The 24336-nt window shown below is 65.9% G+C and carries 21 protein-coding genes and 1 tRNA gene; 12 read left to right on the top strand and 10 right to left on the bottom strand.

The window, feature by feature from the left end; genetic code table 11:
- Nucleotides 1-273 precede the first annotated feature (273 nt).
- The 6 genes from K254_RS0109940 (at nt 274) to K254_RS0109915 (ending at nt 5140) form a co-directional block, all read left to right on the top strand.
- On the top strand, nt 274-693 hold the full coding sequence (locus K254_RS0109940; protein ID WP_026555233.1) for a DUF3052 domain-containing protein: 420 nt from the start codon (nt 274-276) through the stop codon (nt 691-693).
- Nucleotides 690-1172: a peroxiredoxin gene (locus tag K254_RS0109935; protein WP_026555232.1), complete on the top strand. Its 483-nt coding sequence runs from the start codon at nt 690-692 to the stop codon at nt 1170-1172. Before K254_RS0109940 ends, K254_RS0109935 begins: the two co-directional genes overlap by 4 nt.
- Before the next feature lie 11 nt (nt 1173-1183).
- Nucleotides 1184-2143 carry an NAD-dependent protein deacetylase gene (locus K254_RS22715; RefSeq protein ID WP_051389036.1) on the top strand — a complete coding sequence of 320 codons (960 nt, stop codon included), beginning with the start codon at nt 1184-1186 and terminating at the stop codon, nt 2141-2143.
- 81 nt (nt 2144-2224) lie between these two features.
- Nucleotides 2225-2300: transfer RNA gene (locus K254_RS0109925), tRNA-Val, on the top strand.
- A 498-nt stretch (nt 2301-2798) separates the two neighbouring features.
- A complete protein-coding gene (locus tag K254_RS0109920; RefSeq protein ID WP_026555231.1) occupies nt 2799-3596 on the top strand; it encodes an IclR family transcriptional regulator in 798 nt (265 codons plus the stop codon).
- 185 nt (nt 3597-3781) lie between these two features.
- Nucleotides 3782-5140 (top strand): MFS transporter, encoded by a 1359-nt coding sequence (locus tag K254_RS0109915; protein ID WP_051389175.1) that lies wholly within the window; start codon nt 3782-3784, stop codon nt 5138-5140.
- A 223-nt stretch (nt 5141-5363) separates the two neighbouring features.
- On the opposite strand, the gene K254_RS0109905 is transcribed toward K254_RS0109915, so the two are convergent.
- Nucleotides 5364-6431, bottom strand: coding sequence for a D-2-hydroxyacid dehydrogenase (locus tag K254_RS0109905; RefSeq protein ID WP_026555228.1), 1068 nt, complete (start codon nt 6429-6431; stop codon nt 5364-5366).
- 122 nt (nt 6432-6553) lie between these two features.
- Between K254_RS0109905 and K254_RS0109900 the strand changes: the two genes are divergently transcribed.
- Genes K254_RS0109900 through K254_RS0109890 form a run of 3 tightly spaced genes read left to right on the top strand, consistent with a single transcriptional unit; the run spans nt 6554 to nt 9363 of the window.
- Nucleotides 6554-7519, top strand: a complete 966-nt coding sequence (locus tag K254_RS0109900) for an NAD(P)-dependent oxidoreductase (protein WP_081710002.1) — start codon at nt 6554-6556, stop codon at nt 7517-7519.
- A 27-nt stretch (nt 7520-7546) separates the two neighbouring features.
- A complete protein-coding gene (locus K254_RS0109895; protein ID WP_026555226.1) occupies nt 7547-8317 on the top strand; it encodes an SDR family oxidoreductase in 771 nt (256 codons plus the stop codon).
- A 2-nt stretch (nt 8318-8319) separates the two neighbouring features.
- Nucleotides 8320-9363, top strand: coding sequence for an L-idonate 5-dehydrogenase (locus K254_RS0109890; RefSeq protein ID WP_026555225.1), 1044 nt, complete (start codon nt 8320-8322; stop codon nt 9361-9363).
- 48 nt (nt 9364-9411) lie between these two features.
- Here K254_RS0109890 and K254_RS0109885 read toward each other — a convergent pair whose 3' ends face one another.
- The gene (locus K254_RS0109885) at nt 9412-10806 is read right to left on the bottom strand and encodes an L-serine ammonia-lyase (RefSeq protein WP_026555224.1); all 1395 of its coding nucleotides are present in this window, start codon (nt 10804-10806) and stop codon (nt 9412-9414) included.
- Between the two features lie 192 nt (nt 10807-10998).
- Here K254_RS0109885 and gndA point away from each other — a divergent pair, with 192 nt between their 5' ends.
- Nucleotides 10999-12435 carry an NADP-dependent phosphogluconate dehydrogenase gene (gndA, locus tag K254_RS0109880; protein ID WP_026555223.1) on the top strand — a complete coding sequence of 479 codons (1437 nt, stop codon included), beginning with the start codon at nt 10999-11001 and terminating at the stop codon, nt 12433-12435.
- A 98-nt stretch (nt 12436-12533) separates the two neighbouring features.
- Here the strand turns inward: gndA and K254_RS22710 are convergent, their stop codons facing one another.
- The 5 genes from K254_RS22710 to K254_RS0109855 all read right to left on the bottom strand — a co-directional run bounded on the left by K254_RS22710 (nt 12534) and on the right by K254_RS0109855 (nt 19444).
- Nucleotides 12534-15140, bottom strand: a complete 2607-nt coding sequence (locus tag K254_RS22710) for a glycoside hydrolase family 78 protein (RefSeq protein ID WP_035749182.1) — start codon at nt 15138-15140, stop codon at nt 12534-12536.
- A 127-nt stretch (nt 15141-15267) separates the two neighbouring features.
- On the bottom strand, nt 15268-16161 hold the full coding sequence (locus K254_RS0109870) for an aldo/keto reductase (protein ID WP_035749181.1): 894 nt from the start codon (nt 16159-16161) through the stop codon (nt 15268-15270).
- A 4-nt stretch (nt 16162-16165) separates the two neighbouring features.
- Nucleotides 16166-17071, bottom strand: coding sequence for a carbohydrate ABC transporter permease (locus tag K254_RS0109865; protein ID WP_051389035.1), 906 nt, complete (start codon nt 17069-17071; stop codon nt 16166-16168).
- A gap of 6 nt (nt 17072-17077) precedes the next feature.
- Nucleotides 17078-17962 carry a carbohydrate ABC transporter permease gene (locus tag K254_RS0109860; protein ID WP_026555220.1) on the bottom strand — a complete coding sequence of 295 codons (885 nt, stop codon included), beginning with the start codon at nt 17960-17962 and terminating at the stop codon, nt 17078-17080.
- 138 nt (nt 17963-18100) lie between these two features.
- Nucleotides 18101-19444 (bottom strand): ABC transporter substrate-binding protein, encoded by a 1344-nt coding sequence (locus K254_RS0109855; RefSeq protein WP_196810905.1) that lies wholly within the window; start codon nt 19442-19444, stop codon nt 18101-18103.
- A 388-nt stretch (nt 19445-19832) separates the two neighbouring features.
- Here K254_RS0109855 and K254_RS0109850 point away from each other — a divergent pair, with 388 nt between their 5' ends.
- Nucleotides 19833-20846 carry a LacI family DNA-binding transcriptional regulator gene (locus K254_RS0109850; protein ID WP_026555218.1) on the top strand — a complete coding sequence of 338 codons (1014 nt, stop codon included), beginning with the start codon at nt 19833-19835 and terminating at the stop codon, nt 20844-20846.
- A gap of 40 nt (nt 20847-20886) precedes the next feature.
- On the opposite strand, the gene epsC is transcribed toward K254_RS0109850, so the two are convergent.
- From epsC to msrA, 3 genes are all read right to left on the bottom strand, one after another.
- Complete coding sequence (gene epsC / locus K254_RS0109845; RefSeq protein ID WP_026555217.1) at nt 20887-21474, bottom strand: serine O-acetyltransferase EpsC; 588 nt, start codon at nt 21472-21474, stop codon at nt 20887-20889.
- A gap of 101 nt (nt 21475-21575) precedes the next feature.
- The gene (gene cysK, locus K254_RS0109840; protein WP_026555216.1) at nt 21576-22511 is read right to left on the bottom strand and encodes a cysteine synthase A; all 936 of its coding nucleotides are present in this window, start codon (nt 22509-22511) and stop codon (nt 21576-21578) included.
- Nucleotides 22512-22591: 80 nt separating this feature from the next.
- A complete protein-coding gene (gene msrA, locus K254_RS0109835; protein WP_026555215.1) occupies nt 22592-23116 on the bottom strand; it encodes a peptide-methionine (S)-S-oxide reductase MsrA in 525 nt (174 codons plus the stop codon).
- A gap of 99 nt (nt 23117-23215) precedes the next feature.
- On the opposite strand from msrA, the gene K254_RS0109830 reads away from it, so the two are divergent.
- Entirely contained in the window at nt 23216-24262 is a 1047-nt protein-coding gene (locus K254_RS0109830; protein WP_081710001.1) for a Nif3-like dinuclear metal center hexameric protein, read from the top strand.
- Nucleotides 24263-24336 lie beyond the last annotated feature (74 nt).

The following is a 24336-nucleotide window of genomic DNA, read 5'->3' as shown; positions in this document are numbered from 1 at the left end:
CTGCCTCCGGCTTGAAGCAAAGGCCGTTAGGGTGTTGGCTTGTAGTGAGGGAAATCACCTTCGGTTCTGGCTCACATGACCAGTTTCGCAGCGTTGGGAAGGCAATTCCGTGGTCATCCGCCGTCCCTTCGGGGTGCGGTAGTAGACCGGGAGCCGCGCAACTGGCAATGTTGGTCAGGACAGAATGCTGGTTTCGAAGGTGAAGCCAGCGAGCATGCACTTGCATGTGGACCATTTCAACAACGCGAAAGCGTTGAACGCAGGAGGAACAACGTGAGCGAGGCCGACGCCGGCACGGTAGTTAATGTGGCAGGCAAATTGGGTTTCAAGGATGGCGATCTAATCCAGGAACTCGGGTACGACGACGACGTTGATTTCGATCTGCGGGACAGTATTGAGACTCTGGTGGGTTCGGACCTTCTGGACGAGGACGACCACGAGGTGGCGGATTCCGTCATCCTCTGGTGGCGTGCAGATGACGGGGATCTGGTCGATGCCCTCGTGGATGCACTGACCACCCTCGATGAGGGCGGCGTCGTGTGGATCCTGACCCCCAAGTCCGGCCGTGACGGCTACGTTCCCCCCGCCGAGATCCAGGAGGCGGCACCCACTGCGGGGCTGCACCCGACCACCACTGCCGGAGTTTCGGCCGATTGGGCCGCAACCCGGCTGGTGCCGCGCAAGAAGCAATGAGCGTCGACTCCACCGCCGGGGCGGGGGTGCCGGCCATCGGCGCCCCCGCCCCGGGGTTTGAGCTTTCCAACCAGTTTGGCGAACCCGTCTCGCTGCACGCGCTGAGGGGCAGCGCCGTCGTTCTGGTCTTTTACCCCTTCGCCTTCTCCGGCGTCTGCACGGGGGAGCTGTGCGAGCTGCGCGACAATCTGGCGGACTTTGCCGATGTCGATGCGAAGGTGCTCGCCATCTCGGTCGACAGCAAGTATTCACTGCGGGCCTACGCGGCCGCCGAAGGCCTGGATTTTGATCTGTTGGCCGACTTTTGGCCGCACGGCGGAGTGGCCCGGAGCTATGGCGTCTTTGACGAGATGCGCGGCCGCGCCGGCAGGGACACCTTTGTGATTGACGCCGGGGGAATTCTGCGGTCCCACTTTTCCAGCCCGTCAGGCCAGGCGCGGCCGATCTCCGCGTACCGTCAAGCGCTGGCCGCACTGTAGGGGAGTGCGCCATGGCTGATGCGGCTCCCGTGGGGATTGGTTTTACCGGCTTCGCCCGGGGGCCGGCCGCCGGCCATGTGCCGGAGCCAACCGGCGCCGAGCTGGAAACTCTGGCAGAAATCACTGCGTTGTTGGCCGGCCGCCGCATCGCCCTGCTCACCGGCGCCGGCCTCAGCACGGATTCCGGCATCCCCGACTACCGCGGGCCGGATTCCGCCCCGCGCAATCCCATGACCTACCAGGAGTTTGTGGGCAGCGCCGCGCTGCGCCAACGCTATTGGGCCCGGAACCATCTGGGCTGGCGGACCGTGCGCCAGGCGTCCCCCAATGCCGGGCACTTTGCCGTGGCCCGATTGGAACGGGCCGGGCTTGCCTCCGGCATCATCACCCAGAACGTTGACAGGCTCCACCAGGGTGCCGGTGCCGAGAATGTTGTCGATCTGCATGGGCGCTTTGACCAGGTCATCTGCCTGCGCTGCGGCCACCTCGTCAGCCGGGCAGAGCTGGCCGACGTGCTGGATGCACTGAACCCGGGCTTCCTGGCCGCCGTCAACGCCCACGGTGGCGTTGAATCGGCGCCCGACGCCGATGCCACCCTGGAGGCCGGGCATCTGATCGAGTCCTTCCACGTGGCTGACTGCCCGGTGTGCGGCGGGGTGCTCAAGCCCGACGTCGTCTTCTTCGGTGAAAACGTGCCCAAGCCGCGCGTGGAGCGCGCCTATGCCATGGTCGACGACGCCGGTGCACTCCTGGTGGCCGGATCCTCCCTGACGGTGATGAGCGGCCTGCGGTTTGTCCGGCATGCGGCCAAGGCCGGCAAGCCTGTGGTGGTCATCAATCGGGGAACCACCCGTGGGGATGATGTGGCCACGGTGAAGTTCGACGCCGGAACCAGCATGGCCCTCGTGCAGTTGGAGCGGGCTCTGGCCCAGCCGGGGCCGCAGCCCGGATCAGGGCGTCCCGATTGGTAAAAGCGGCACCGCATCGGGTACAGTAGTTTCTCGTTGGTTGGAGCGCGAACCCCATGGGAACGCAGCAAGAACCGGCCGTTTGGGTCTTTAGCTCAGCTGGTAGAGCGCCACGTTTACACCGTGGATGTCATCGGTTCGATCCCGGTAGGACCCACCACGAAGAACCCCGCAGTCGCCAGGCCTGGAGCCTGGCGACTGCGGGGTTTTTGCGTTCCCTGGCCGCATGCGGGCAGCTGCAGGAACCGACAGACTCATCTGTGGACATTTGTGGGGGAACGCTTTCCGGGCGGCGGCCTGCGGCTGCACCGGGCGGAATGGCAGTTAAATGAAAGGCTCCCCGCCGTTGCTATTGGGGGATACAACGGTGGGGAGCCAGTGAAAAAAATATATCGCGTCCGTGTCCGCTGCGCAAACAACCGGCAAACTCGGCGTGTCGTTCCTGCGGAGTGCGGTTGTTAAAGTGGAAGGCCTTCCACCGCGACTATTGGGGGACGCCGCGGTGGAAGGCTTGGAACAAATATACACACACCTGCGCCGGACCACAAGAGTGGACGTTCTACCTCCATGCGTCGCGTCAGATTCCCAGCCTCCACGAGCGCCCGTGGCCACTATGATGGTTTCTGTTCAGTGCATTGGACTCTCATTGAGGATGGTCATGGTCGAAACCCGCACAGTACGAGCCAGCGAAAATCTGGGTGGAACGTCACCGGCGCCGGCGGTCACCCGCGCGGCTGCGGTGCTGGATGTGCTGGCGGCATCCCAAAGCGGGCGCTTGACGCTCAGCGATCTTGCGCGGGAGCTGGGCATTCCGAAATCCTCCACCTCGAACCTCCTGCTGGCCCTTGAGGATGCTGACTTGATCACGCGCCAGGGTGCCGACTTTGCCTTGGGCATCAAACTTGTTGAACTGGGCGCCGCCTATCTGAGCCGCCGCGACGAGGTGCGGGAGTTCTACCGCTTCTGCGAGGAGGCTCCCACCTTGTCCAGGGAAACGGTGCGGATCGCCATGCTGGACGGGACGAATGTCATCTACCTGGCGCGCTATGAGGGCCACCCTGCGGTGCGGCTGACCTCCAACATCGGTGACAAGATGCCGGTTTCCTTGTGCGCCGTGGGCAAGGTCCTGATTGCCCGGCTTCACGACCATGACCTCGCAGAAATGTTCCCGGACGACCTTGAGCTGCCGGTGATGACGCCGAAATCCCTGCGCACGGGCGCCGCGCTGAAGGCGCAATTGCAGAACATCCGCAGCCAGGGCTATGCCATGGAAGACGAGGAGTCCACCACCGGAGTGGTGTGCCTGGCCGTTTCCGTGCCCACCCGCGGCGCCCATGGCCCGAGCCTGGGTGTGTCGGTGACAGCTCTTAAGGCCACCTACTCCCAGGAGCAGGGGGAGCAAATGGTGGCGGAGCTGCAGGAATTGGCCCGCACGCTGGGCAATCCCATGGGGTGACGCTGCCACGTTTGGGCCCCGGGAAGTCCCTGTGGCGCCTGCGAAGACGCAACCCTTGGCGAGTTGTTCATTATGTTGTACGCTGTTCACCATAGTGATCAACATCTCAGGTGTTGCCATCTCGGGCGTTGTCACTGTGCTGCCAGACCAACGGGGGTCTGGGTAGTTCTAAGGGAGAGCACGTGATTTCTCAATCTGTAAGACGCGCCAAGGGAGCGGCCAAGCCTGCTGTTGCAGACGCCGTCGTTGATCCGGACCAGCTCCGGCGCGCAACGCTGGCCAGCTCCGTTGGCTCCGCGCTGGAGTACTACGATTTCTACATCTACGGGCTGGCCTCCGCGCTGATCTTCAGCCCCCTCTTCTTTTCGCCCCTGGGGACCACGGGTGGTCTGATCGCCTCCTTCGCCACCTACGGCGTGGGCTTTGCGGCGCGGCCCTTTGGTGGTCTGGTGTTCGGCTACATCGGCGACAAGTTTGGCCGCAAGACTGTCCTCCTGGCCACCATCAGCATGATGGGTGCGGCGAGCTTCGCCATCGGCCTGCTGCCGACATACTCGCAGGCCGGCATGTTGGGGGCCGTCCTCCTGGTGGTCCTGCGCATCATCCAGGGTCTGGGGGCCGGTGCCGAACAGGCTGGTGCCACCACGCTGATCTCCGAGGTGGCGCCGCCGCGCCGCCGCGGATTCTTCGCAGCACTGCCGTTCGTTGGCATCCAGATTGGCACCCTGCTGGGTGCCGGCACCTTTGCCCTCATCGCCATGGCAAACAAGGACGTTCTCGAGGGCTGGCTGTGGCGCGTCCCGTTCCTGGCCAGCTTCGTGCTGATCGGCGTCGCCATCTTCATCCGTCTGCGCCTGAAGGAGACGCCCGTCTTCCAGGAGCTGGAAAAGCACAAGAACGTCACCAGGAACCCGATCGGGCATCTGTGGAAGACGTCCAAGAAGAACGTGCTCATCGGCATCGGCCTGCGCATGGGTGAGAACGGCAACTCGACCATCTACTCGACCTTGCTGGTGGGTTTTCTGGCCAGCGCCGGTGGAGTCTTTGAGGGGAACAAGTTCATTGGCCCCACGGGACTGCTGATCGCTGCCGGGTTCTCGGCCATCATGGTGGTCGTGTTCGGTGCCCTCTCGGACCGGGTGGGCCGCGTGAAGGTCTACCGCTACGGTGCACTGTTCCAGGCGCTCTTTGCCCTGCCGGCGTTCTACTTGGTCACCCTGGGCAATGTCACGCTGGTGTGGGCGGTGATGTCCATCGGCATCGCCCTGGGCGTGCAGTCGATGCTTGGCCCGCAGTGCGCCCTGCTGCCGGAGCTCTTTGGCTCCAGCCACCGCTTCACCGGTGTGGCCATGAGCCGGGAACTCTCCGCCGTGATGGCGGGTGGCATTGCGCCGTTTGTCGGAGCCTTGCTGCTGGGCATGACCTCAAACTCCTGGCTGGTCCTGGGCATCTACTCGCTGGTGCTGGCCGTCATTTCCTTCATCGCAACCTTCTTTACGCCGGAAACGGCTGGCCGTGACCTGATGACCACCGAAAACGCCTAGCAGCGCAGCAGCACAGTACTATCGCAGAAACCCCTGGAGGGGCATCCGCCACGGATGTCCCTCCAGGGGTTTCTGCGTCTGGGCCTGTGCCGTGCGGATGACCGGCTGGCCGGTGCCGACCAGATTGCGGGCCGCGAGGGCATGCAAAAGGGCCGCGTCCTGCGGCATCCCCGCGGCCAGGCCGGTGGGGGTGCCGCACAACGCGGCCCTCTGGGTGGGACGTTTAGTAGAAGTGCACCGGATCCACCAGGTGCGGCAGCTGCCCACCGGTGAGGAACAGGCCCAGATTGCTGGTGAAGCGCTCGGCGATCAACCGGTTCTCGGCGGCACTGAGTGCGGAGGTGTGGGGCGAGACCATGACCCGCGGGTGCTCCCAGAGCGGGCTGTCGGCCGGAAGCGGCTCGACGGCGAAGACGTCCAGGCAGGCGTAGGAGACCTGGCCGTTGTCCAGGGCCTTCAGCAGTGCGTCCTCATCGACCACAGTGCCGCGGCCAACGTTGACGAAGACCGTGCCCGGCTTCATGGCCTCGAACATCTCGGCGTTGAGCATCTTCTCGGTGTAGCTCGTGCCCGGCAGGGTGTTGACGACCGCGTCGGCGCCGGCCAGCAGGGCGGGCAGCCCGGCGGTGTCGGTGACCTGCTCGATACCCTCCAGCGGTTCAATGGTCCGCTTGGTGCCGCTGACCTTCATGCCCAGGGCGCGTGCCAATCGTGCGGTTTCCATGCCGATCTCGCCCAGCCCCGTCACCACCAGCGTCGAGCCGTTGACCAGCCGGGTGGGGGTGCGCAGCTCGGGCCAGACCTTGTCGGCCTGGTCGGCGGCGAGCTCGGCCGTCCGCTTGAAGCCGTTGAGGATGCCCATGATGGCAAACTCGGCCAGCGGCAGGGCGTGCACCCCGGCCGAAGTCGTCACCTTCACGCGCTCCAGGGTTGCCGTGTCCAGGCCGGAGGCCTTGACGGCTCCACCGGCGCCCGCTGCCATCGCGTGGACCCACTGCAGCTTCGGGTTTTCCCGGGCGATCCGGGCCAAACCGGCCGGGTTCTCGTTCGGAAGGCCGTAGAGGATGTCGGCCGAGTTCAGCATGGACCAGTAGCGTTCCTCCTGCTCCGGCGTCCGGGTGAACGAAGGATCGCCGGTGTGGTCGGCGGGGAAACGCTCCGGGGGCAGCAGTTCGGGCTCATAGAGCACTGTGACAGCTGGATGGGCGGCGCGGATGGACTCCACGTGCTCGGCTTCCAGCGGGACGGCAATCGCAACAATGGGATTCTCAAGGGTCATAGTGTTCATCATACTGAATTGTGGTTAGAATACTGAACAGTTTCCTGAAACGTGACTCGCGGCCGATCCAAAAATGACGCCGCCGTCTGCGGGGAACCACCGCTCTTATCGCCAATGACGCCCTGAGGTGCCCCATGACCGGATTAGAACCAGACGCCACCCACCGCAGCACTGTGCCGCCCGCAGCCCAGGCAGCCGGGCGCCAGGTGGGCTTCGTGGGGCTGGGCCTGATGGGCGCCCCGATGGCGGCCAATCTGCTCAGAGCCGGCTGGCCGGTCACCGCGTGGAACCGCTCCACTGCCGCCCTGGACGCCCTCGAGGCCGACGGCGGCACCCGGACGGACAGCGTTGCCGGCCTGAGGGATGCCTCCACCATCATCTTCATGCTGCCGGACCTCTCCGACATCGAGGCCGCGGCGGCACCCTTGCTCGACTCCTGGGCGGCCAGCCCACCGGCGTCCGGCACCGCCGTCGTCGTAATGAGCTCCGTGTCGCCGGTGCGCGTCCGCGGCTTTGGCGAGGCCGTGTCACTGGCCAGTGCGGGCCGCGCCGCCGTGGTGGACGCCCCGGTCAGTGGTGGGACCATCGGCGCCCAGCAGGGAACCCTGGCCATCATGGTCGGGGCCGACGAAGCAGCTTTCACCCGGCTGCGCCCGCTCTTTGACGCGATGGGCAGCACCGTCCGCCGGCTGGGCCCGCTGGGCTCGGGATCGCTCGCCAAGGCCTGCAACCAGCTCATTGTCGGGACGACGACGGCGGCGCTGGCCGAGGCCGCCGAACTCGCCGAACGCTCCGGGATGGACGCGGGCGCGTTGTTTGAGGTGCTGGCCGGCGGATTGGCCGGCAGCCGCGTGCTGGAGGTTGCCGGTCCGCGGCTGGTGGCCAAGGACTATGCCCCCACCGGTCCGGCGAAGTTCATGAAGAAGGATCTGGCCTTTGTGCTGGATTCAGCGGCCAGCGCCGGCTCGGCCGTGCCCCTGGCAACCGCCGCCTACGGCATCTACGACACCTTGGTTGAGCAGGGCCTTGGCGCACAGGACCTGGCAGTGGTGCGGGAATCCATTTCGCGGCGGAGTGCCGCCACACAGGCATTGCACTAGGACATGGCAACAACGGAAGAAGGAACTATGCACGCGCTCTTTGATTTGACCGGACGAGTGGCCCTGGTGACAGGGTCCAGCCGGGGCATCGGCAATGCGCTGGCCCGCGGGCTGGCCCAGGCCGGCGCCACGGTGGTGCTCAACGGCGTCAATGAGGACAGGCTCGCCGCCGCTGCCGAGGCCATGGCGCAGGAATTCCCCGAGGGGCGCATCCACGCCCGGGCCTTCGACGTCACGAATGCCGAAGCCGCCGCCGAGAGCGTGGCCTGGATCGAGGCCAATGTCGGCCCGCTGGAGATCCTCATCAACAACGCCGGCATCCAGCACCGCGTGCCGATGCTGGATCTGGACGTGAAGGACTGGGACCGGGTGCTCAGCACCGACCTGACCAGTGCCTTCCTAGTGGGGCGCGAGGCCGCCCGTGGCATGATCAGCCGCGGCCGGGGCAAGATCATCAACATCTGCTCCGTCCAGACGGACCTCGCCCGTCCCACCATTGCCCCGTACATTGCGGCCAAGGGCGGGCTGCGGAACCTGACCCGGGCCATGACCGCGGAGTGGGCCGCCAGCGGGCTGCAGATCAACGGCATCGCACCGGGCTACATCCACACGGAACTGACCCAGAACCTGGTGGACGATGAAAAGTTTAATTCCTGGATCCTGGGCCGCACCCCGGCCAACCGCTGGGGCACCGTGGAGGATCTGGTGGGGCCGGCCGTCTGGCTGGCGTCGGATGCGTCCAAGTTCGTCAACGGCCAGACCATCTTCATCGATGGCGGCATGACGGTGGTGGTGTAGCCATGGCGATCCCCACCCACGCCCTGGCCGTCGTGGCCCACGCCGCCAACGACCTGCGCATTGACGAGGTGCCGTTGGCCGCACCCGCGGCCAACGAGGCGGTCATCGAGATTGCCTACGGCGGCATCTGCGGCTCGGATCTGCACTACTGGCTCCATGGGGCTGCGGGGGAGTCCATCCTCAAGGATCCGATGGTGCTGGGCCACGAGGTGGTGGGCACTGTGCTGGCGGCCGCCGCCGATGGCACCGGCCCCGCCGCCGGCACAACAGTGGCCGTGCACCCGGCAACCCCCGCCCCGGGCGCCGTCCGGTACCCGGCGGACCGGCCCAACCTTTCGCCCGGCTGCACCTACCTCGGCAGCGCCGCACGCCACCCGCACACCGACGGCGCCTTCATCCGCTATGCCAATCTGCCAGCCCGGATGCTGCGCGCACTCCCGGCGGAACTGCCGCTGCGCCGCGCCGCCCTGGTGGAACCGGCCAGTGTGGCCTGGCACGCCGTCGCCCGCGCCGGCGAGGTCCGCGGCAAGCGGGCGCTGGTGGTCGGCTGCGGCCCGATCGGTGCCCTGGCCGTCGCCGTGCTCAAACGCGCCGGTGCCGCCCACATCACGGCCGTGGACATGCATGAGCTGCCGCTTCAGATTGCCCGCGCCGTGGGCGCCGACGCCGTGTTGAAGGCCACCGACGCCGAGGCGATTGCCGCCGTCGACGCCGATGTCGTTATCGAGTCCTCGGGGAACCACTTCGGCCTGGCCTCGGCCATCGCCGGGGCCACCCGGGGCGGGCGCGTGGTGATGGTGGGGCTGCTGCCCTCGGGCCCGCAGCCGGTGGCCATTTCGCTGGCCATCACCCGCGAGCTGGAATTGGTGGGCTCGTTCCGGTTCAACGACGAAATCGATGAGGTCATCGCCGCCCTGGCGGATGGCTCGCTGGCCGTCGACCCGGTGGTCACCCACGAATTCCCGCTGTCCCAGGCCTTGGAGGCCTTTGCCGTGGCCCGTGACTCCGCCGTCTCGGGCAAGGTGCTGCTGGACTTTGGCGCCTGACACCGGCCATGGGTCCGCAGGGACGCCCTGTGGACCCATGGTGGGGATTCAGCACTCGATGACGTTGACGGCCAGTCCGCCCTCGGAGGTCTCTTTGTACTTGCTGGACATGTCGCGCCCCGTTTGGCGCATGGTCTCGATGACGGTGTCCAGGGAGACCAGATGCTTGCCGTCGCCGTAGAGGGCCATCCGGGCGGAGGCCACAGCCTTGCCGGCGGCAATCGCGTTGCGCTCGATGCAGGGGAGCTGGACCAGCCCGGCCACGGGATCGCAGGTCAGGCCGAGGTTGTGCTCCATGGCAATCTCCGCCGCGTTCTCCACCTGCTCGGGGGTGCCGCCGAGGATCTCGCAGACCGCGCCGGCGGCCATGGAACAGGCGGAGCCGACCTCGCCCTGGCAGCCGGCCTCCGCGCCGGAGATGGAGGCGTTGCCCTTGTAGAGCGAGCCGATGGCCGCCGCCACCAGCAGGTATCGGCGGATGATCGAGGGCTCCTGGGCGGCATCGTGGGGGATGAAGCGCAGGAAGTACTCCAGCACGGCCGGAATGATGCCCGCGGCGCCATTGGTCGGCGCTGTGACCACCCGTCCACCGGCGGCGTTCTCCTCATTCACCGCAATCGCGAAAGCCTGCATCCACTCGTGCGAGGTCTCGCGCTCGGCGCTGTCCAACGCGAGCCGGGCGGCAATGGCGCCCGCCCGCCGTCGTGCATGCAGAATGCCCGGCAGGATCCCGCCGGCGTCCAGCCCGGCCTCAATGGACGCGTGCATGGCCGCCCAAATGGCGTCCAGCTTCGCCTCAACCTCGGCGGCGGGGCGCACGGCGCACTCATTGGCCCAGGCGACGTCGGAGATGGACAGCTGCTCGGCGGCGCAGATCTGCATCAATTCCACGGAGAACTGGTACGGGTGGGGGAGTGCCGCTGCCGGGGCCGACGGCGTGACATCCTCGCCGGCCGCGGCGGCCATAGCCGACTCGGTCTCCACAAACCCGCCGCCAATGGAGTAGTACGTTTCCCGGTGCAGCTGGGAGCCGTCCGCGGCGGTGGCAGTGATGGTCATGCCGTTGGTGTGCCGCGGCAGGACGACGCGCGGGGTGAGAATGATGCTCGCCGGCGTCATGGCCACACGGTGCCCGCCCAGCAGCGCCAGTACGCCGTCGTCGGCCACCGTGGTGGCCAGCAGGCCCGGCACGGCGGGGTCCACAGTTTCCGGCTCATAGCCGGCCAACCCGGCGAGGATGGCCGACGGCGTTCCATGCCCGATGCCGGTGGCGCCAAGGGAGCCGTACAACTGTACGGTGATGGCCTCCGTCGCCGCCATCAGCTCCCGGGTGGAAAGGTCATGGACGAATTCCAACGCGGCCCGCATGGGTCCGACGGTGTGCGAGCTGGAGGGCCCGATTCCTATGCTGAACAGCTCCGTTGCTGATGTGTAACAGCTCATAACAAGACCCATCATAGGTCGATCGTCCGACATTCTGAACGGCCGGTCGGCCCCAATCACAGCCTTTGTGCCCGGACGCAAGTTACGGGTGCATGTTACGTCACTTGATCCCAGAGGATGGACTCCGATGGGGGAAGTGACCGCGCCGCCGATAAACTGGTGGCAACCGATTGAATCAACTATGGAGGTAGTATGTCTGCGCAAATCGGCGTAACCGGTCTGGCCGTAATGGGTGCAAACCTGGCCCGGAACCTGGCCCGCAACGGCTTCACCGTTGCCCTGCACAACCGTTCGGCCGCGAAGACCGATTCCCTGTTGGAGAACTACGGCCACGAGGGCAGCTTCGTGCGCACCGAGACCCTGCAGGAACTCGTTGACTCGCTGGAGAAGCCCCGCCGTGTGCTGATCATGGTCAAGGCCGGGGCCCCCGTGGACTCCGTCATCGAGCAGCTGGAGCCCCTGCTGGAGCCGGGCGACATCGTCATCGACGCCGGCAACTCGCACTACGAGGACACCCGCCGCCGCGAGGCCGCCCTGGCCGCGAAGGACCTGCACTTCGTGGGCATCGGCGTCTCCGGCGGCGAGGAGGGCGCCCTGCTGGGCCCCTCCATCATGCCCGGCGGGTCCAAGGAGTCCTACGACGCGCTGGGTCCGCTGCTGGAAAAGATCGCCGCCCAGGTCGACGGCAGGCCCTGCTGTGCCTGGATCGGCACCGACGGCGCCGGCCACTTCGTCAAGATGGTCCACAACGGCATCGAGTACGCCGACATGCAGGTCATTGGCGAGGCCTACGACCTGCTGCGCTCCGGCGCCGGCATCGAACCCGCCGCCCAGGCGGAGATCTTCACCGAGTGGAACCGGGGCGAGCTGGCCTCCTTCCTGATTGAAATCACCGCCGAGGTCCTGGGCCACGTGGACGCCAAGACCGGCAGGCCGCTGGTTGATGTGATTGTGGACTCCGCCGGCCAGAAGGGCACCGGCCGCTGGACCGTGCAGTCCGCCCTGGACCTGGGCTCGCCCACCTCCGCGATCGCCGAGTCCGTCTTTGCCCGGGGCCTGTCCAGCCAGCGCGGCCAGCGTGCCATCGCCCAGGACGTCCTGGCCGGCCACGAGGTCGAGCTGACGCTGGATGGGACCTTCGTGGAGGACGTCCGCCAGGCGTTGTTCGCCTCCAAGCTGGTCAGCTACGCCCAGGGCCTGGACATGCTCACCGCCTCCGCCACGGAGTACGGCTGGGACCTGAAGCTGGATGAGATCGCGGGCCTGTGGCGCGGCGGCTGCATCATCCGTGCCGAGCTGCTCAAGGAGATCACCAAGGCCTACGCGGCCGAGGACAAGCCCGCGAACCTGTTGTTCGCCCCGGCCTTCGCCGAGGCCATCGCCGGTGCACTGCCGGCCTGGCGCCGGGTGGTCTCCACCGCCGTGCAGCTGGGCATCCCGGTTCCGGTGTTCTCCTCCTCGCTGGCGTACTACGACGGCCTGCGCCGCACGCGCCTGCCCGCGGCCCTGACGCAGGGTCTGCGCGACCTTTTCGGCGCCCACACGTACAACCGTGTCGATGCCGAGGGCACGTTCCACACGCAGTGGAGCGGTGACAAGTCCGAGGTTGAGGCCGTGGACACGCACTAGGCCCCCACCCAAGGACGCGGCCGGCGGCGGAACTTTGCGTTCCGCCGCCGGCCGCGTCCTTTAACCGGTGTGGCATGCCCGGTGCTGTCCGAGGACGGCTAGTGGGCGAATTCCCGCTCCCAGGCCGAGACGAAGCGGTGCTCTCCGCTTTCCACGGTGAACGGCTCCCGTCCGGGAAGCTCGACGACGGCGTCCACACCGGTGGGCACGGTGATGCCAGTGGTCATGGCTCCGTCCTCGATGCGCCACGATATGGAAATCAAGCCGTAGGGCGAGAGGTGGGAGGCCTCGGCGTGCGTGAGTCCGCCGCCGGGCCGGGGGCTGAACCGCACACGCTGGTAGCCGGGGGCTGCAGGAGACAGCCCGGCCACCACCCGGTGCAGCCAATCGGCGACGGCACCCAGGGCGTAGTGGTTGAACGATGTCATGGTCCCGGGATTGACGGTGCCGTCGGGCCGCTGGCTGTCCCACCGTTCCCAGATGGTGGTCGCCCCCTGGGTCACAGGGTAGAGCCAGGAGGGGCATTCCTCCTCCAGCAGCAGGTTGTAGGCGGTGTCGGTGGCGCCAGCATTGCTTAGGGCGTCTGACACCAGTGGCGTACCGGCGAACCCGGTGGCGATTTTGTTCCCGCCCTCGGCCACCAGATGGCTGAGCCGTTGCCCCGCTGCAGCTCGTTGGAGAGGATCCTGGATGAGGCCGAATTCCAGGGCCAGTGAATACGCCGTCTGCGCGTCGCTGGTCATGGTGCCGTCGGGTCGGACGTAGGTGTCCATGAAGGCGGCCCGGACCTCTTGCGCCAGGCGGTCATAGCGCTCTTCGTCCTCAACCTTGCCCAGGACGCCGGCCATCAGGGCCAGCCGGGACGTGCTCCAGGCGAAGTATGCCGTTGCGACGAGGTACTTGTCGGTGGTGGCATCGGCCGGATCCTGCGGCGGCGCTGCAGGATCGAGCCAGTCGCCGAGTTGGAAGCCTTCATTCCACAGGCGGTCCGGCCCGGCGAGGCGTTCCACCAAGTCGATCCATGCCTTGGCACTCTCGTACTGCGCGGCGAGGACTCCGGGATCGCCGAAGCGCTCGTACAGCACCCATGGTGTCAGCACCGCGGCATCCCCCCACACAGCGCCGGGGCGGATAGGCGTCCACATGTGGTGGGCGGGAATGACAGGGACGTACCAGGGGACCGTTCCATCCGGCAGCTGCTCGGCCGCCACATCACGGAGCCATGAAGAGAGCATGCCCGAGGCATCGAACAGGAAGGACGCGGTGGGTGCGAACACCTGGATGTCACCCGTCCACCCGACCCGCTCGTCGCGCTGCGGGCAGTCGGTGGGAATGTCGACGAAATTGCCGCGCATGCTCCACACCACATTTTCATGCAGGCGATTGACCATCTCGTTGGAGCAGGAGAACCATCCCGTGCGTTCCATGTCGGTGTGGTAGACCCGGGCCACGATGTCTCCTGCGGCAACGGCAGCCTGGACATCGCCGGGCCACCCGGAAATCTCCGCATAGCGGAAACCGTGGATGGTGAAACGCGGCTCCCATTCCTCATGGGCCCGTCCGGCCAGGGTGTAGGTGTCTGTTGACTTGGCGCCCCGCAGCGGGCGGGTGTAGAGCTCGCCCTCCTGGAGCACCTCGGCGGTGCGGATGGCCACGGTCGCCCCCGCCGGCCCGCTGACCCGGATCCGGAGCCGGCCCACAAGGTTCTGCCCCAGATCCAAAAGGGTCTTTCCGGAGGGGGACGTCAGAACGGCCACCGGGGCGACCTCCTCGGTGCAGCGCACCGGCGGGCCCTGCGGGGCGACAAGCGTTTCGGGGGCGCGCACCCCCACTGCCACAGGCTGCCAGAGCACAGCGTTGAACCCCGGCGCCGACCAGCCGGCCAGCTCGGCGCGGGCGTCGTAGCTTTCGCCGTCGTACAGCCCGGAATGAATGATCGGCCCCAGGGCGGCCCGCCAATTGTCGTCCGTAGCGATGGTTTCCGTGCTGCCATCGGCGTAGGTGATTTCCAGCTGCGCCAGAAGGGACAGGTCTGTGCCATAGAGATTGCGGAAGCCGCCCCGCCACCCCAGCCGGCCACGGTACCAGCCGTCGCCGAGCCAGGCCCCGATGACATTCTCCCCATGTTCCAAGGCCTCGGTGACGTCGTGCGTGTAGTAGCGCAGCCGCTGGCCGTAGACGGTCCACCCGGGGGACAGGGCCTGGTTCCCCACACGCTGGCCGTTGATTTCGACCTCGTAGAGTCCGTGGGCGCTGACGTACAGGCGGGCCGCGGCCACCGGGCCCCTGGCATCGAAGGACCGGCGGAGCAGCGCGGGCCTGCGCTGGTCGGAGTCTGCATCCTCCGCCCAGCTGCAGCCCACGGGTTGGGCTGACCAATCCGCGGGGGAGAGCAGGCCAGCCTCCACCGTTGCGGCGGCGCTCCACACCGATGCGGTGGGACCGGGCCCCCAGACGCGGACCCGAACCGTGGCGCTCTCCCTCGAGGCCAGCGGCTGCCCGGCCGGCCATGGGACCAGGATGGAGTCCACGGACTCGATGCGCCCGCTGGTCCAGACGCGGCCGTTGCGGGTCACCTCAACCTCGTAGGCCTGCTGCCGCCAGCCGGGCACGGCAGTAGTCCGCCACGACAACCGTGGTGCGGGCTCGCCGATGCCCAAAGGCTCGCGGTGGTGTTCGAAGCTGGGAGCAGCAGGTGTGGCCATTGTGGGACACACCTCCTTTCAGATAGTGGCGCACGAAGCGCCGGCGACGGTTGACGGGTGCCACTGGGTGGCCAGCCACCTTTGGTGGCACTGTCAAAAGAACTGCGGGTGAAAGATTGGCGCCGATTTAGGGTGGGTTCCCGGGCGGATCGCCCAGCTCGGCAATGGCCAATCGAAGCTCCTCGGGCACCGGGGTGTTGACCAGGCCGCGGAGCTCTTGCAGGCGTTGGAGACTGGTGATGCCCACGACTGTGGCGTCGACGTCGGGGTGGTGCAGGGAAAAGTCCAGGGCCGCAGCGGCCAGCGGTATTCCGGCGCTTGCACAGAGGTCCCCGAGCCGGCCGACCCAGCGCAGCAGAGCAGCCGAGGCGGGCCGGTAGGCATAGCGGCCGGCGGAAGCTGCGGAACCTGCCAGGATTCCGCCGCCAAAAGGTGCCGCATTGACAACAGTGATGCCCCGGGCCCGGGCGTCGGCAAAGAGCCCGGCTGCGCTGCGGTCCGCCAGGGTGAACCGATTGTGCGAGAGGACGGCGTCGAATGCGCCAGTGGCCAGGTACTCGGCGAGCAGGGGAAGGGGGCCCGCTGCAATGCCAACCGCCCCCACCAGCCCCTGGCCGCGGAGCTGCACAAGGGCCTCAACCGCGCCGCCGGAGGACATCGCTTCCTTGACGGTGATGGAGTATGGATCGTGCAGCAGGTACAGCGGCAGCCGGTCCACACCGAGCCGCTGCGTCGATTCTTCGAAGGAGCGGTTGACGCGGTCGCCGTCAAAGGCGCCCGTCACCGGATCGGCGTCGGCCTTGGTGGACAGGGCGACGCCGTCCGGCACGGAACCGGCGCTGCTGATGGCCGCGCCGAGCAGCGCTTCGCTGCGGCCCTCGGTGTAGTTGTTGGAGGTGTCCACCCCGTCGAAGCCGGCGTGCATGAAGGCATCGGCCAGACGGGCGCTGCCCTCGTGGTCCAGCCGCCCGTCCCCCAGCCGCGAAGCTCCCAGATAGAGGGCGCTGCGTCCACCAGCCACCGGGTCAGCCCTTGACACCGCCGGCGGCGAGGCCGGCCATGATCTGCTTGTTCAGGAACAGGTACAGAACCAGCATGCCCACCACGTTGATGCTGATGGAGGCAAACAGCGGCCCATACTGCGTGGATCCGTACTGGTCGCTGAAGTTGAGCAGGCCTACCTGGACGGTGGCGAGCTCCGACTTGGTGGTAAAGGTCAAGGCAATGAGCAGATCGTTCCAGATGCTGAAGAACTCGACCAGTGCGATGGTGATGATGGCGTTGCGCATCATCGGGATGCCCATGGAGAAGAAGGACCTGATGATGCTGGCCCCGTCAATGGTTGCTGCTTCGAAGATTTCACGCGGAATGGCGCGGAAATAGGCGGTCATGAGGAACACCGTCAGCGGCAGACCCATCACTGTGTAGGTGATGATCAATGGCCACAACGAGTTGGTCAGGCCGGTGCGGAAGTACACGGTGAACAAGGGAACCAGGATCATCTGGCCGGGGATCATGATGCCTGCGATGAAGATCATCAGGACGGTGTTGCGGCCCTTCCAGACCATCACCTCCAGGGCGAATGCGGCGGCAACGCCCAACACGATGATCAACAGCAGCGACGGGATGGTGACGGCCGCGCTGTTGAGCAGATTGGTTGCGATGGATCCGGTGGTCCAGGCGGCCACATAGTTGTCCAGATTGAAACTGCCCGGCAGCTCCCACGTTGGCTTGGAGAAGAACTCGTTCTGGGTCTTGAACGATCCCATGACCAGCCAGAACAACGGATAGATTTCCACCGCCACGAGCAGGGCAATCAGGATGCGGCCGGTGTACTTTCGCACGCCGCGCAGGAGCTGCCTGGTGTTCCTTGCCGGGGGAGGAGCGGCCGGAGGGGAGTAGGTCCGGGGGGTTGTTGCATTGATGGTCATGGTGTCCTATGCCCTCGTGTTGTCGCGGCGGGAAGACCGGAAGATGAACAGGGTCACCAGGAAGCACATGATGGTGAGCGCGAAGGCGATGGTGCTTCCATATCCGTAGTCCGAATAGCCGAAAACTGTGTTGAACATGTACAGCGTCAGCGGTGTCGTTTCGCTGCCCGGCCCGCCGTTGTTCAGTGCCAGAACTGTGTCGAACACCTTCAGCGTGTTGTTGAAGCTGAAGATGACCGAGGACAGCAGCACGGGCAGGGACAGCGGAATCACGATGTGTTTGACAAGCCGGAACCCGGTGGCACCATCCAAGCGGGCAGATTCCATGGTCTCTTCCGGAATGTCCAACAGGCCCGCATAGAGCAGCACCGCGAAGAATCCCATGGAGCGCCACAGTTCCATGACGATGGCCACGAAGAATGTCCCATCACCGGAGGCGAACCAGTCCACCGAGGAGAATCCCAAGGCGTTGAGGCTGGCGTTGACAGGCCCTTGCTGGTCTCCGACGGCAAAGAGGCTCTTGAAGAGCAGGCCGACGGCAACGGTTGGCAGGATGGTGGGGAAGAACACCACCGTCCTGACGAAGTTGGATGCGTTGCGAAGGACGAAGACGTACATCAAGGCCAAGCCGTAGCCCAGAACGATCTGGCCGACGGTGGTGACAGCAGAGTATTTGAGGGTGAAGAGCAGCGCCTGGAGGGCCTGGGGGTCTTCGATGAAGCGCTGGAAGTTTTCAATGCCATTGAACTCAAACCCGCTCAACGGATTGCCCGTGAAGAAGGTCAGGCCAAGCGACCAGAGGACGGGCACGAGCTTGATCAGCGTAAAGAGCAGCAGAGCCGGCCCCAGCAGAATAAGGATTGCGCGTTTGTCGCCGAGGACGTTCTGCACGGTGGTTCCTTTCGTGGAATGATGCCCCGGTGTTCCGACCGGCACGGCCGGGTGGGGCGGTGGGCTGGTGGCGGTGGGCGGGTTCCACTATGCCTCGTGGGAACCCGCCCACCGCCCCTTGGCCGTTGAGTGGGAGGGCTACTTGGCCTTGCCCAGACCCGCCTGGAGGAGTTCCATGTAGGCCTTCGGCGCCATCTGTCCGGTGACGAGCAGGCTGACGTTGGTCTGGGCGTCCTTGGTGGTCTTGGCGTCGAAGAGTGCTTCGAACCACAGCAGCGTCTCGCTGGCCTCGCCAACGATGCCCTGGACCTGGGCCGTCAGGGGCGGAATGTTCTCGACAGGAGTGTTCAGCCGGAATCCGGAGACAACGGACTGGTTCTTCATGACGGAGCTGCCGTAGTTTTCGGCAACGCACGTGAGCCAGTCGCCGACCTTGGGTCCGTAGGACTTGGCGGACAACGCTGTGGCTGCGCCGGCATTGGCCGGCCACTGGCCGCTGTTGCCGGCACCACCGTCAACGGCGGGGAACGGCATGAAACCGACGTTCTCGGCACCGATCTTGTTCTGCTTCGGATCGTTGATGTTGGCGAGCATCCAAGAACCGTTGTAGGTCATGGCAGCCTGTCCGTTGAGGAACTGGGCGTTGGCAGTGTCGGTGTCGCGGGAGGTGATGCCCTCGCCGAACAGGTCCGCTGCGCCCAGATCGGCGATGGCTTGGGCCGCCTCGACGTACTTGGCGTCGGTCAGCTTTGCCTTGCCCTCCTGGACATCCTTGAGGGCGTCGGGGCCCACGCTGCGGAAGATGTAGTTGCCCAGCAGGCGCGTGATGGGCCAGCCCTGGCTTCCTGCTTCGGTGAGGGGAACCACTCCGGCTTCCTTCATCTTCTTCAAGGCAGAGACCAGCTCGCCCCAGGTCTTCGGCTCCTTGATGTTCTGCTCGGCCAGCAGCTTCTTGTTGTAGAAGATGCCCTCGACATTGAACTGGTAGGGCAGCGAGGCCATGTTGCCGCCGTAGGCTGCCTTCACGGCCGAACGGGCCGCCGGGAGGATGTTGTCCCAAACGCCCAGATCGGTGAGGATCTTCTCGTAGTCCGCTGCGAGCCCGCTCTTGCCGAGGTCGCCGGTGGGCTTGACCTGTGCGGTGCCGGCCACAAAGGAGACGGGCAGGGCGTCCTGGCTCGCCAACAGCGTGATCTTCTGCACGACATCGCTTTGGGCCACCGTCTCGGCCTTCAGCGGCAGGGCCTTGTCCTGGCTGACACACTGGTCTTTGGCCAGGGCCGCGAATTCATTGCGGATGATCGGATTCTCCGCAGGCGTCAGGAGCGAGAAGGCCGTAGCGGTGTCCTTGGCCTCGCTTCCAGGTGCGGCAGTGGTGCCCGGGTTGGCTCCGCATGCGGACAGGAGCAGAGTCGCGACGCCGGCTCCTGCCAACAGCTTTGCGATGGGGTGCTTGCGCAGTGGATTTGCTGCAATGGACACAATTCCTCCTTGAATTTGTGGCTTTGATGAACGGGTGCTCAACTCAACAATGTGCTTGACACGTTTCAGCTGCCAACACTTGGTTGACACGTTTCAAAAGTTGACACTAGTCACAGGGAGTATGTGTGTCAAGGGTTTTTGTGTGACTGAACACAGATGATCACCGGAGTGCGTTTCTTGTTCAAAAGTCATTGACACGTTTCAAGAATTGATGCAGAATGAGCAGGCCAAGGCGGTGGCCATCCAGGGATGGCCATTTAGCACCGCGGGTCCGTGTCGTGGCGGCCGCGCCGACTGAAATCGGCGAGGATGTTCCTCGGCAGCTGGCTCCGCTGGCCAGCGCCGACGCACCAGAACCAACCGGCCAAAGAACTCGAAGGGGGACGTCATGCCAGCAAGGGTAGGAATCCGCGAGGTCGCAGCTGTTGCAGCCGTGGCCCAGGGAACGGTGTCACATTTCCTCAACCACCCGGACAGAGTGTCGGAGGAAAAGCGCGAGCGCATCCAGCGTGCCATAGACCAGCTCGGATTTGTCCGCAATGATGCCGCATCCCAGCTGCGCCGCGGCACCAGTGACACCATTGCCTACATCGCCCCCGATGTCAGCAACCCGTTCTTTGCCACGATCGCCGAAGGCGTGGAGCAGCAGGCGGCGGCCAACGGCCTGTCGGTCTTCCTGGCAAATTCCAACCGCAGCCGGGAGCGCGAGGACGCCTACCTGGAAATGTTCCAGGCCCACAGGGTGCTGGGCATGCTGGTGGCCTCGCACGATCCCATTGAAGACAGGCTCTTGCACATCCGGCGGCGGGGAACCCCCACGGTCCTGGTCGGCCAGCGGGCACTGGGCAGTGACCAGCCGTCAGTCTCGGTCGACGACGTCACCGGTGGGTATCTGGCCGTTCAGCATCTGATTGCCCAGGCGGGCCGCCGGATTGCGTTCGTGGGGGGTCCCTTGGGGATCCAGCAGATAGGCGACCGCCTCGAGGGGGCCGGCCGGGCCGTCCGGGAGGCGGGGGATGCCACCATGGAGGTCATCAACGTGGACAATCGCACCATAGCCGAGGGCCGGTTGGTGGCTGCGGCCATCGCCAGCCGCCCGCCGGCAAACCGGCCGGATGCGATCTTCGCCGCCAACGACCTGCTGGCCTTGGGCATCATGCATGGTCTGGTGGTGGACCATGGGATCCGCATACCGGCGGACATGCTGTTGGTGGGCTATGACGACATCGAGTTCGGCGCGGCGTCGATCATTCCGCTGACGTCGATCCGCACACCCCACGAGGGATTCGGCATCGCAGCGGTGGACCTCCTCACCGCAGAGATCGCCAACAGCGACGCCGGCCGAAAGAAGAACATCGTGTTGCAGCCGGAACTTGTCGTCAGAGCTTCGACCCGCGGCTGATCCGCAGCGGTCCGCTGCGGCCCAGTGCGCAGTGAAGGAGTTAGATCCACATGGCGGGGTCGATGTACTCCGCCGGATCCACCGCCGGTGCCATTTCCTTGGCGGCATCGCGGTGCCGCACCTTGCCGGGGATGCCGGTGATGATGGACTCGGCCGGGGCGTCCTTGACCACGACGGCGTTGGCCCCGATCGCAGAATCGTCGCCGATGTAGATGGGGCCGAGCACCTTGGCACCGGAACCGATGGTGACCCGGTTGCCGATGGTGGGGTGGCGTTTGGTCTTGGCCAGGGAACGGCCGCCCAGCGTCACACCGTGGTAGATCATCACGTCGTCGCCGATCTCGGCCGTCTCGCCGATCACCACACCCATGCCATGGTCGATGAAGAACCGCCGGCCCACGGTGGCGCCCGGATGGATCTCAATGCCGGTGGCGAAACGGGCCAGCTGCGAGAGCACCCGCGCAGGGAAGCGCAGCGACGGGTTGGCCCACATCTTGTGCGTCAACCGGTGCACCCAGATGGCGTGCAGGCCGGAGTAGACAAAGAAGTTCTCAAAAGAACCTCGAGCCGCCGGGTCGTGTGACCGGGCGGCTTCGAGGTCCTCGCGTATTCTGGCGAAAATTCCCACAGACTGCTTTCGTGTGTGATGGGCGGGCCCCAAGGCTGGGCCTGCGCGCCCGAGGCCTCCAGTGGCTGGCGCGGGCGCGCCAGCCACTGGGCGGGCGGGGTTTAGCCGCGGATGTCGTCGTACAAAACGGTGGAGATGTAGCGCTCGCCAAAGTCCGGTACGACGGCGACGATCAGCTTGCCGGCGTTCTCTTCACGCTTGGCCAGCTCCAGGGCGCCCCAGACGGCCGCGCCGGCGGAGATGCCGCCGAGGATGCCTTCCTGGGTGCCCAGTGCGCGGGCGGTCTCCACGGAGTCCTCCAGCGTGGCATCGAGGACCTCATCGTAGATGTTCTGGTCCAGAACATCGGGGATGAAGTTGGCGCCCAGGCCCTGGATCTTGTGCGGGCCTGCGGCGCCGCCATTGAGGATGGCGGAGTCCTTGGGCTCCACGGCCACGATCTTCACCTCGGGCTTGCGTTCGCGCAGCAGCTGGCCGACGCCGGTGATGGTGCCGCCGGTGCCGACGCCTGCAACCAGGATGTCGATGGCGCCGTTGGTGTCTTCCCAGATCTCTTCACCGGTGGTCGCCTTGTGGATGGCAGCGTTGGCCGGGTTGGCGAACTGGCGGGCCCAGATGGAGTTCTCCGTGTTTGCCACGATCTCCTGGGCCTTCTCCACAGCGCCGCGCATGCCCTCGGAGCCGGGGGTCAGCACAATCTGCGCACCGTAGGCGCGCAGCATCACGCGGCGCTCGGTGGACATGGTCTCCGGCATGGTCAGGATGACCTTGTAGCCGCGGGCAGCGCCCACCATGGCCAGGGCGATGCCGGTGTTGCCGGAGGTGCCTTCCACGATGGTTCCGCCCGGCTTGAGCTCGCCGGCCTTCTCGGCGGCGTCAACGATGGCCACACCAATGCGGTCCTTGACGGAGTTGGCGGGGTTGTAGAACTCCAGCTTCACCGCGACGGTGGCGTCCAAGCCCTCGGTCAGCCGGTTCAAGCGGACCAGCGGAGTGCCGCCGACAAGCTGAGTGACGTCATCGTAAATACGTGCCATGAAGTTTGACCTGTCTGTGAAGTGGATGAAGTTCTGTTGCGAAACTTAACGCAAGCCTAGCCAGCGCCGCGGGCCCGGCGTTAGGCAGTGAGCCACGCAGAGTAATATTTCCGGGCCTTGGCCAGCTTCGGATTAATGATCACCTGGCAGTAGCCCTGTTCCGGACGGCGGGCGTAGAAGTTCTGGTGGTACTCCTCGGCCTCATAGAAGTTGCCCAGGCGGGTGACCTCCGTGACGATCGGGTGGTCCCAGTGGTCCTGGTTGCGCTCGATGGCGGCCCGGAACGCAGCCTCTTCCTCACCGGTGGTGTAGAACATCGACGAGCGGTACTGGGTTCCGACGTCGTAGCCCTGGCGGTTCAGCGTGGTGGGATCGTGCAGCGAGAAGAACATGTCCAGGATGACGTCCTCGGGGATGATCTCCTCATCGAACGTCACGGCCACCACTTCCGCGTGGCCGGTCATGCCTGAACAGATTTCCTCGTAGCTGGGGTTCCGGATGGAGCCGCCGGTGTAGCCGGACACCACCGAGGTGACGCCCTTGGTGATTTGGTACACGGCGTCCAAGCACCAGAAACAGCCGCCGCCCAATACAAAAGTCTTCATGGTCTATTCAATGGTTGGCGGCCCCAGAAGATTCCCGCACCTCGGCGGCGCGCCACGGCGCCGTGCACCTGTACGCCCCCGATGGGTGAAAATGGAGCTATGGAACGTGTTGAAGCAGTGGAGGACGACGGCGGGACCCAGGGCCGCGGCCCGCAGGAGCCTGGACACGACGAGCCCGCAACGGCCGGCGGCGACGGCGCTGCAGCAGAAGAATCGTCGAAGGAATCGGACGAGACGGCCGACGTGGACGGAGGCGGCGGCGCCGGGGCGGCTGCGGAAGAGCAGGAGGCTGGCGAAGGCGCCACCCCCACGCTGGCCGAGGTCTTGCTGGCGGTTGAGGAGCTATGGCCTGAGTCGCTCGCCGAGGACTGGGACAAGGTTGGCCTGGTCACCGGGCGCCCGCAGTCGCCGGTGGCCCGGATCATGTTTGCCGTCGATCCAACCCTGGAGGTCATCGAGGAGGCCGTCGCCTGGGAGGCCGATCTGCTGATCACCCACCACCCCCTGCTGCTCAAGGGCGTCAATTCCGTGGCCGCCACCTCCAGCAAGGGCCAGGCCGTCCACACGCTGATCGAATCCGGCTGTGCCCTGCTGACGGTGCACACCAACGGCGACAGCGCCGTCGGTGGAGTCTCCGATGTGCTGGCGGATGCGCTGGGCCTGGAAGAGGTGCAGCCGCTGATGCCGGCCGCGCTGGGCCTGCCCGAAGAGGGGATCGGCCGCGTGGGCGTGCTCGCTTCGGTGGAAACCCTGGGCGACTTCGCCCAACGTGTCTTTGAGATGCTGCCGGCGGTGGCCAGCGGCGTGCGGGTGGCCGGCGACAGCGACGGGCTGGTGCGCCGGGTCGCCGTCTGCGGTGGTTCCGGCGACTCGCTGTTCGACGCCGTGAGGGCAAGCGGCGCCGATGTCTACGTCACGGCGGATCTGCGCCACCATCCGGCCTCCGAGGCCCGCGAAAGCGCCCTGAACGGACGCCCCTATCTGGTGGATCTCTCGCACTGGGCCAGCGAATGGCTGTGGCTCCCGGTGGCGGCCCAGGGACTGGAAAACGTCCTTGCCGACCAGGGGTACGCCGTCGAGATGGCCGTGAGCCAGACCAACTCCGATCCCTGGGATTTCATCCTGACTCCGGGGCTGGGTGGATAGTGTCGGCGCACCCCCTCGCGGGCACCGTACGCTAGGACACAAGCAAGGCTCCGCTGCGGCGTGGGCAAAGTCGT

Source organism: Arthrobacter sp. 35W (genome assembly GCF_000482545.1).
In the GTDB taxonomy this organism is placed as follows: Bacteria; Actinomycetota; Actinomycetes; order Actinomycetales; family Micrococcaceae; genus Specibacter.
The sequence above is the reverse complement of the archived record's forward strand: the minus strand, read 5'-3'. Positions and strand labels throughout refer to the sequence as shown.

Excerpts from the sequence above, each read along its gene's own strand:
- K254_RS0109935 (WP_026555232.1), top strand. The coding sequence starts at position 690 with ATGAGCGTCGACTCCACCGCCGGGGCGGGGGTGCCGGCCATCGGCGCC.
- K254_RS22715 (WP_051389036.1), top strand. The coding sequence starts at position 1,184 with ATGGCTGATGCGGCTCCCGTGGGGATTGGTTTTACCGGCTTCGCCCGG.
- K254_RS0109920 (WP_026555231.1), top strand. The coding sequence starts at position 2,799 with ATGGTCGAAACCCGCACAGTACGAGCCAGCGAAAATCTGGGTGGAACG.
- K254_RS0109905 (WP_026555228.1), bottom strand. The coding sequence starts at position 6,431 with ATGATGAACACTATGACCCTTGAGAATCCCATTGTTGCGATTGCCGTC.
- K254_RS0109900 (WP_081710002.1), top strand. The coding sequence starts at position 6,554 with ATGACCGGATTAGAACCAGACGCCACCCACCGCAGCACTGTGCCGCCC.
- K254_RS0109895 (WP_026555226.1), top strand. The coding sequence starts at position 7,547 with ATGCACGCGCTCTTTGATTTGACCGGACGAGTGGCCCTGGTGACAGGG.
- K254_RS0109890 (WP_026555225.1), top strand. The coding sequence starts at position 8,320 with ATGGCGATCCCCACCCACGCCCTGGCCGTCGTGGCCCACGCCGCCAAC.
- K254_RS0109885 (WP_026555224.1), bottom strand. The coding sequence starts at position 10,806 with ATGAGCTGTTACACATCAGCAACGGAGCTGTTCAGCATAGGAATCGGG.
- gndA (WP_026555223.1), top strand. The coding sequence starts at position 10,999 with ATGTCTGCGCAAATCGGCGTAACCGGTCTGGCCGTAATGGGTGCAAAC.
- K254_RS22710 (WP_035749182.1), bottom strand. The coding sequence starts at position 15,140 with ATGGCCACACCTGCTGCTCCCAGCTTCGAACACCACCGCGAGCCTTTG.
- K254_RS0109865 (WP_051389035.1), bottom strand. The coding sequence starts at position 17,071 with ATGACCATCAATGCAACAACCCCCCGGACCTACTCCCCTCCGGCCGCT.
- K254_RS0109850 (WP_026555218.1), top strand. The coding sequence starts at position 19,833 with ATGCCAGCAAGGGTAGGAATCCGCGAGGTCGCAGCTGTTGCAGCCGTG.
- cysK (WP_026555216.1), bottom strand. The coding sequence starts at position 22,511 with ATGGCACGTATTTACGATGACGTCACTCAGCTTGTCGGCGGCACTCCG.
- msrA (WP_026555215.1), bottom strand. The coding sequence starts at position 23,116 with ATGAAGACTTTTGTATTGGGCGGCGGCTGTTTCTGGTGCTTGGACGCC.
- K254_RS0109830 (WP_081710001.1), top strand. The coding sequence starts at position 23,216 with ATGGAACGTGTTGAAGCAGTGGAGGACGACGGCGGGACCCAGGGCCGC.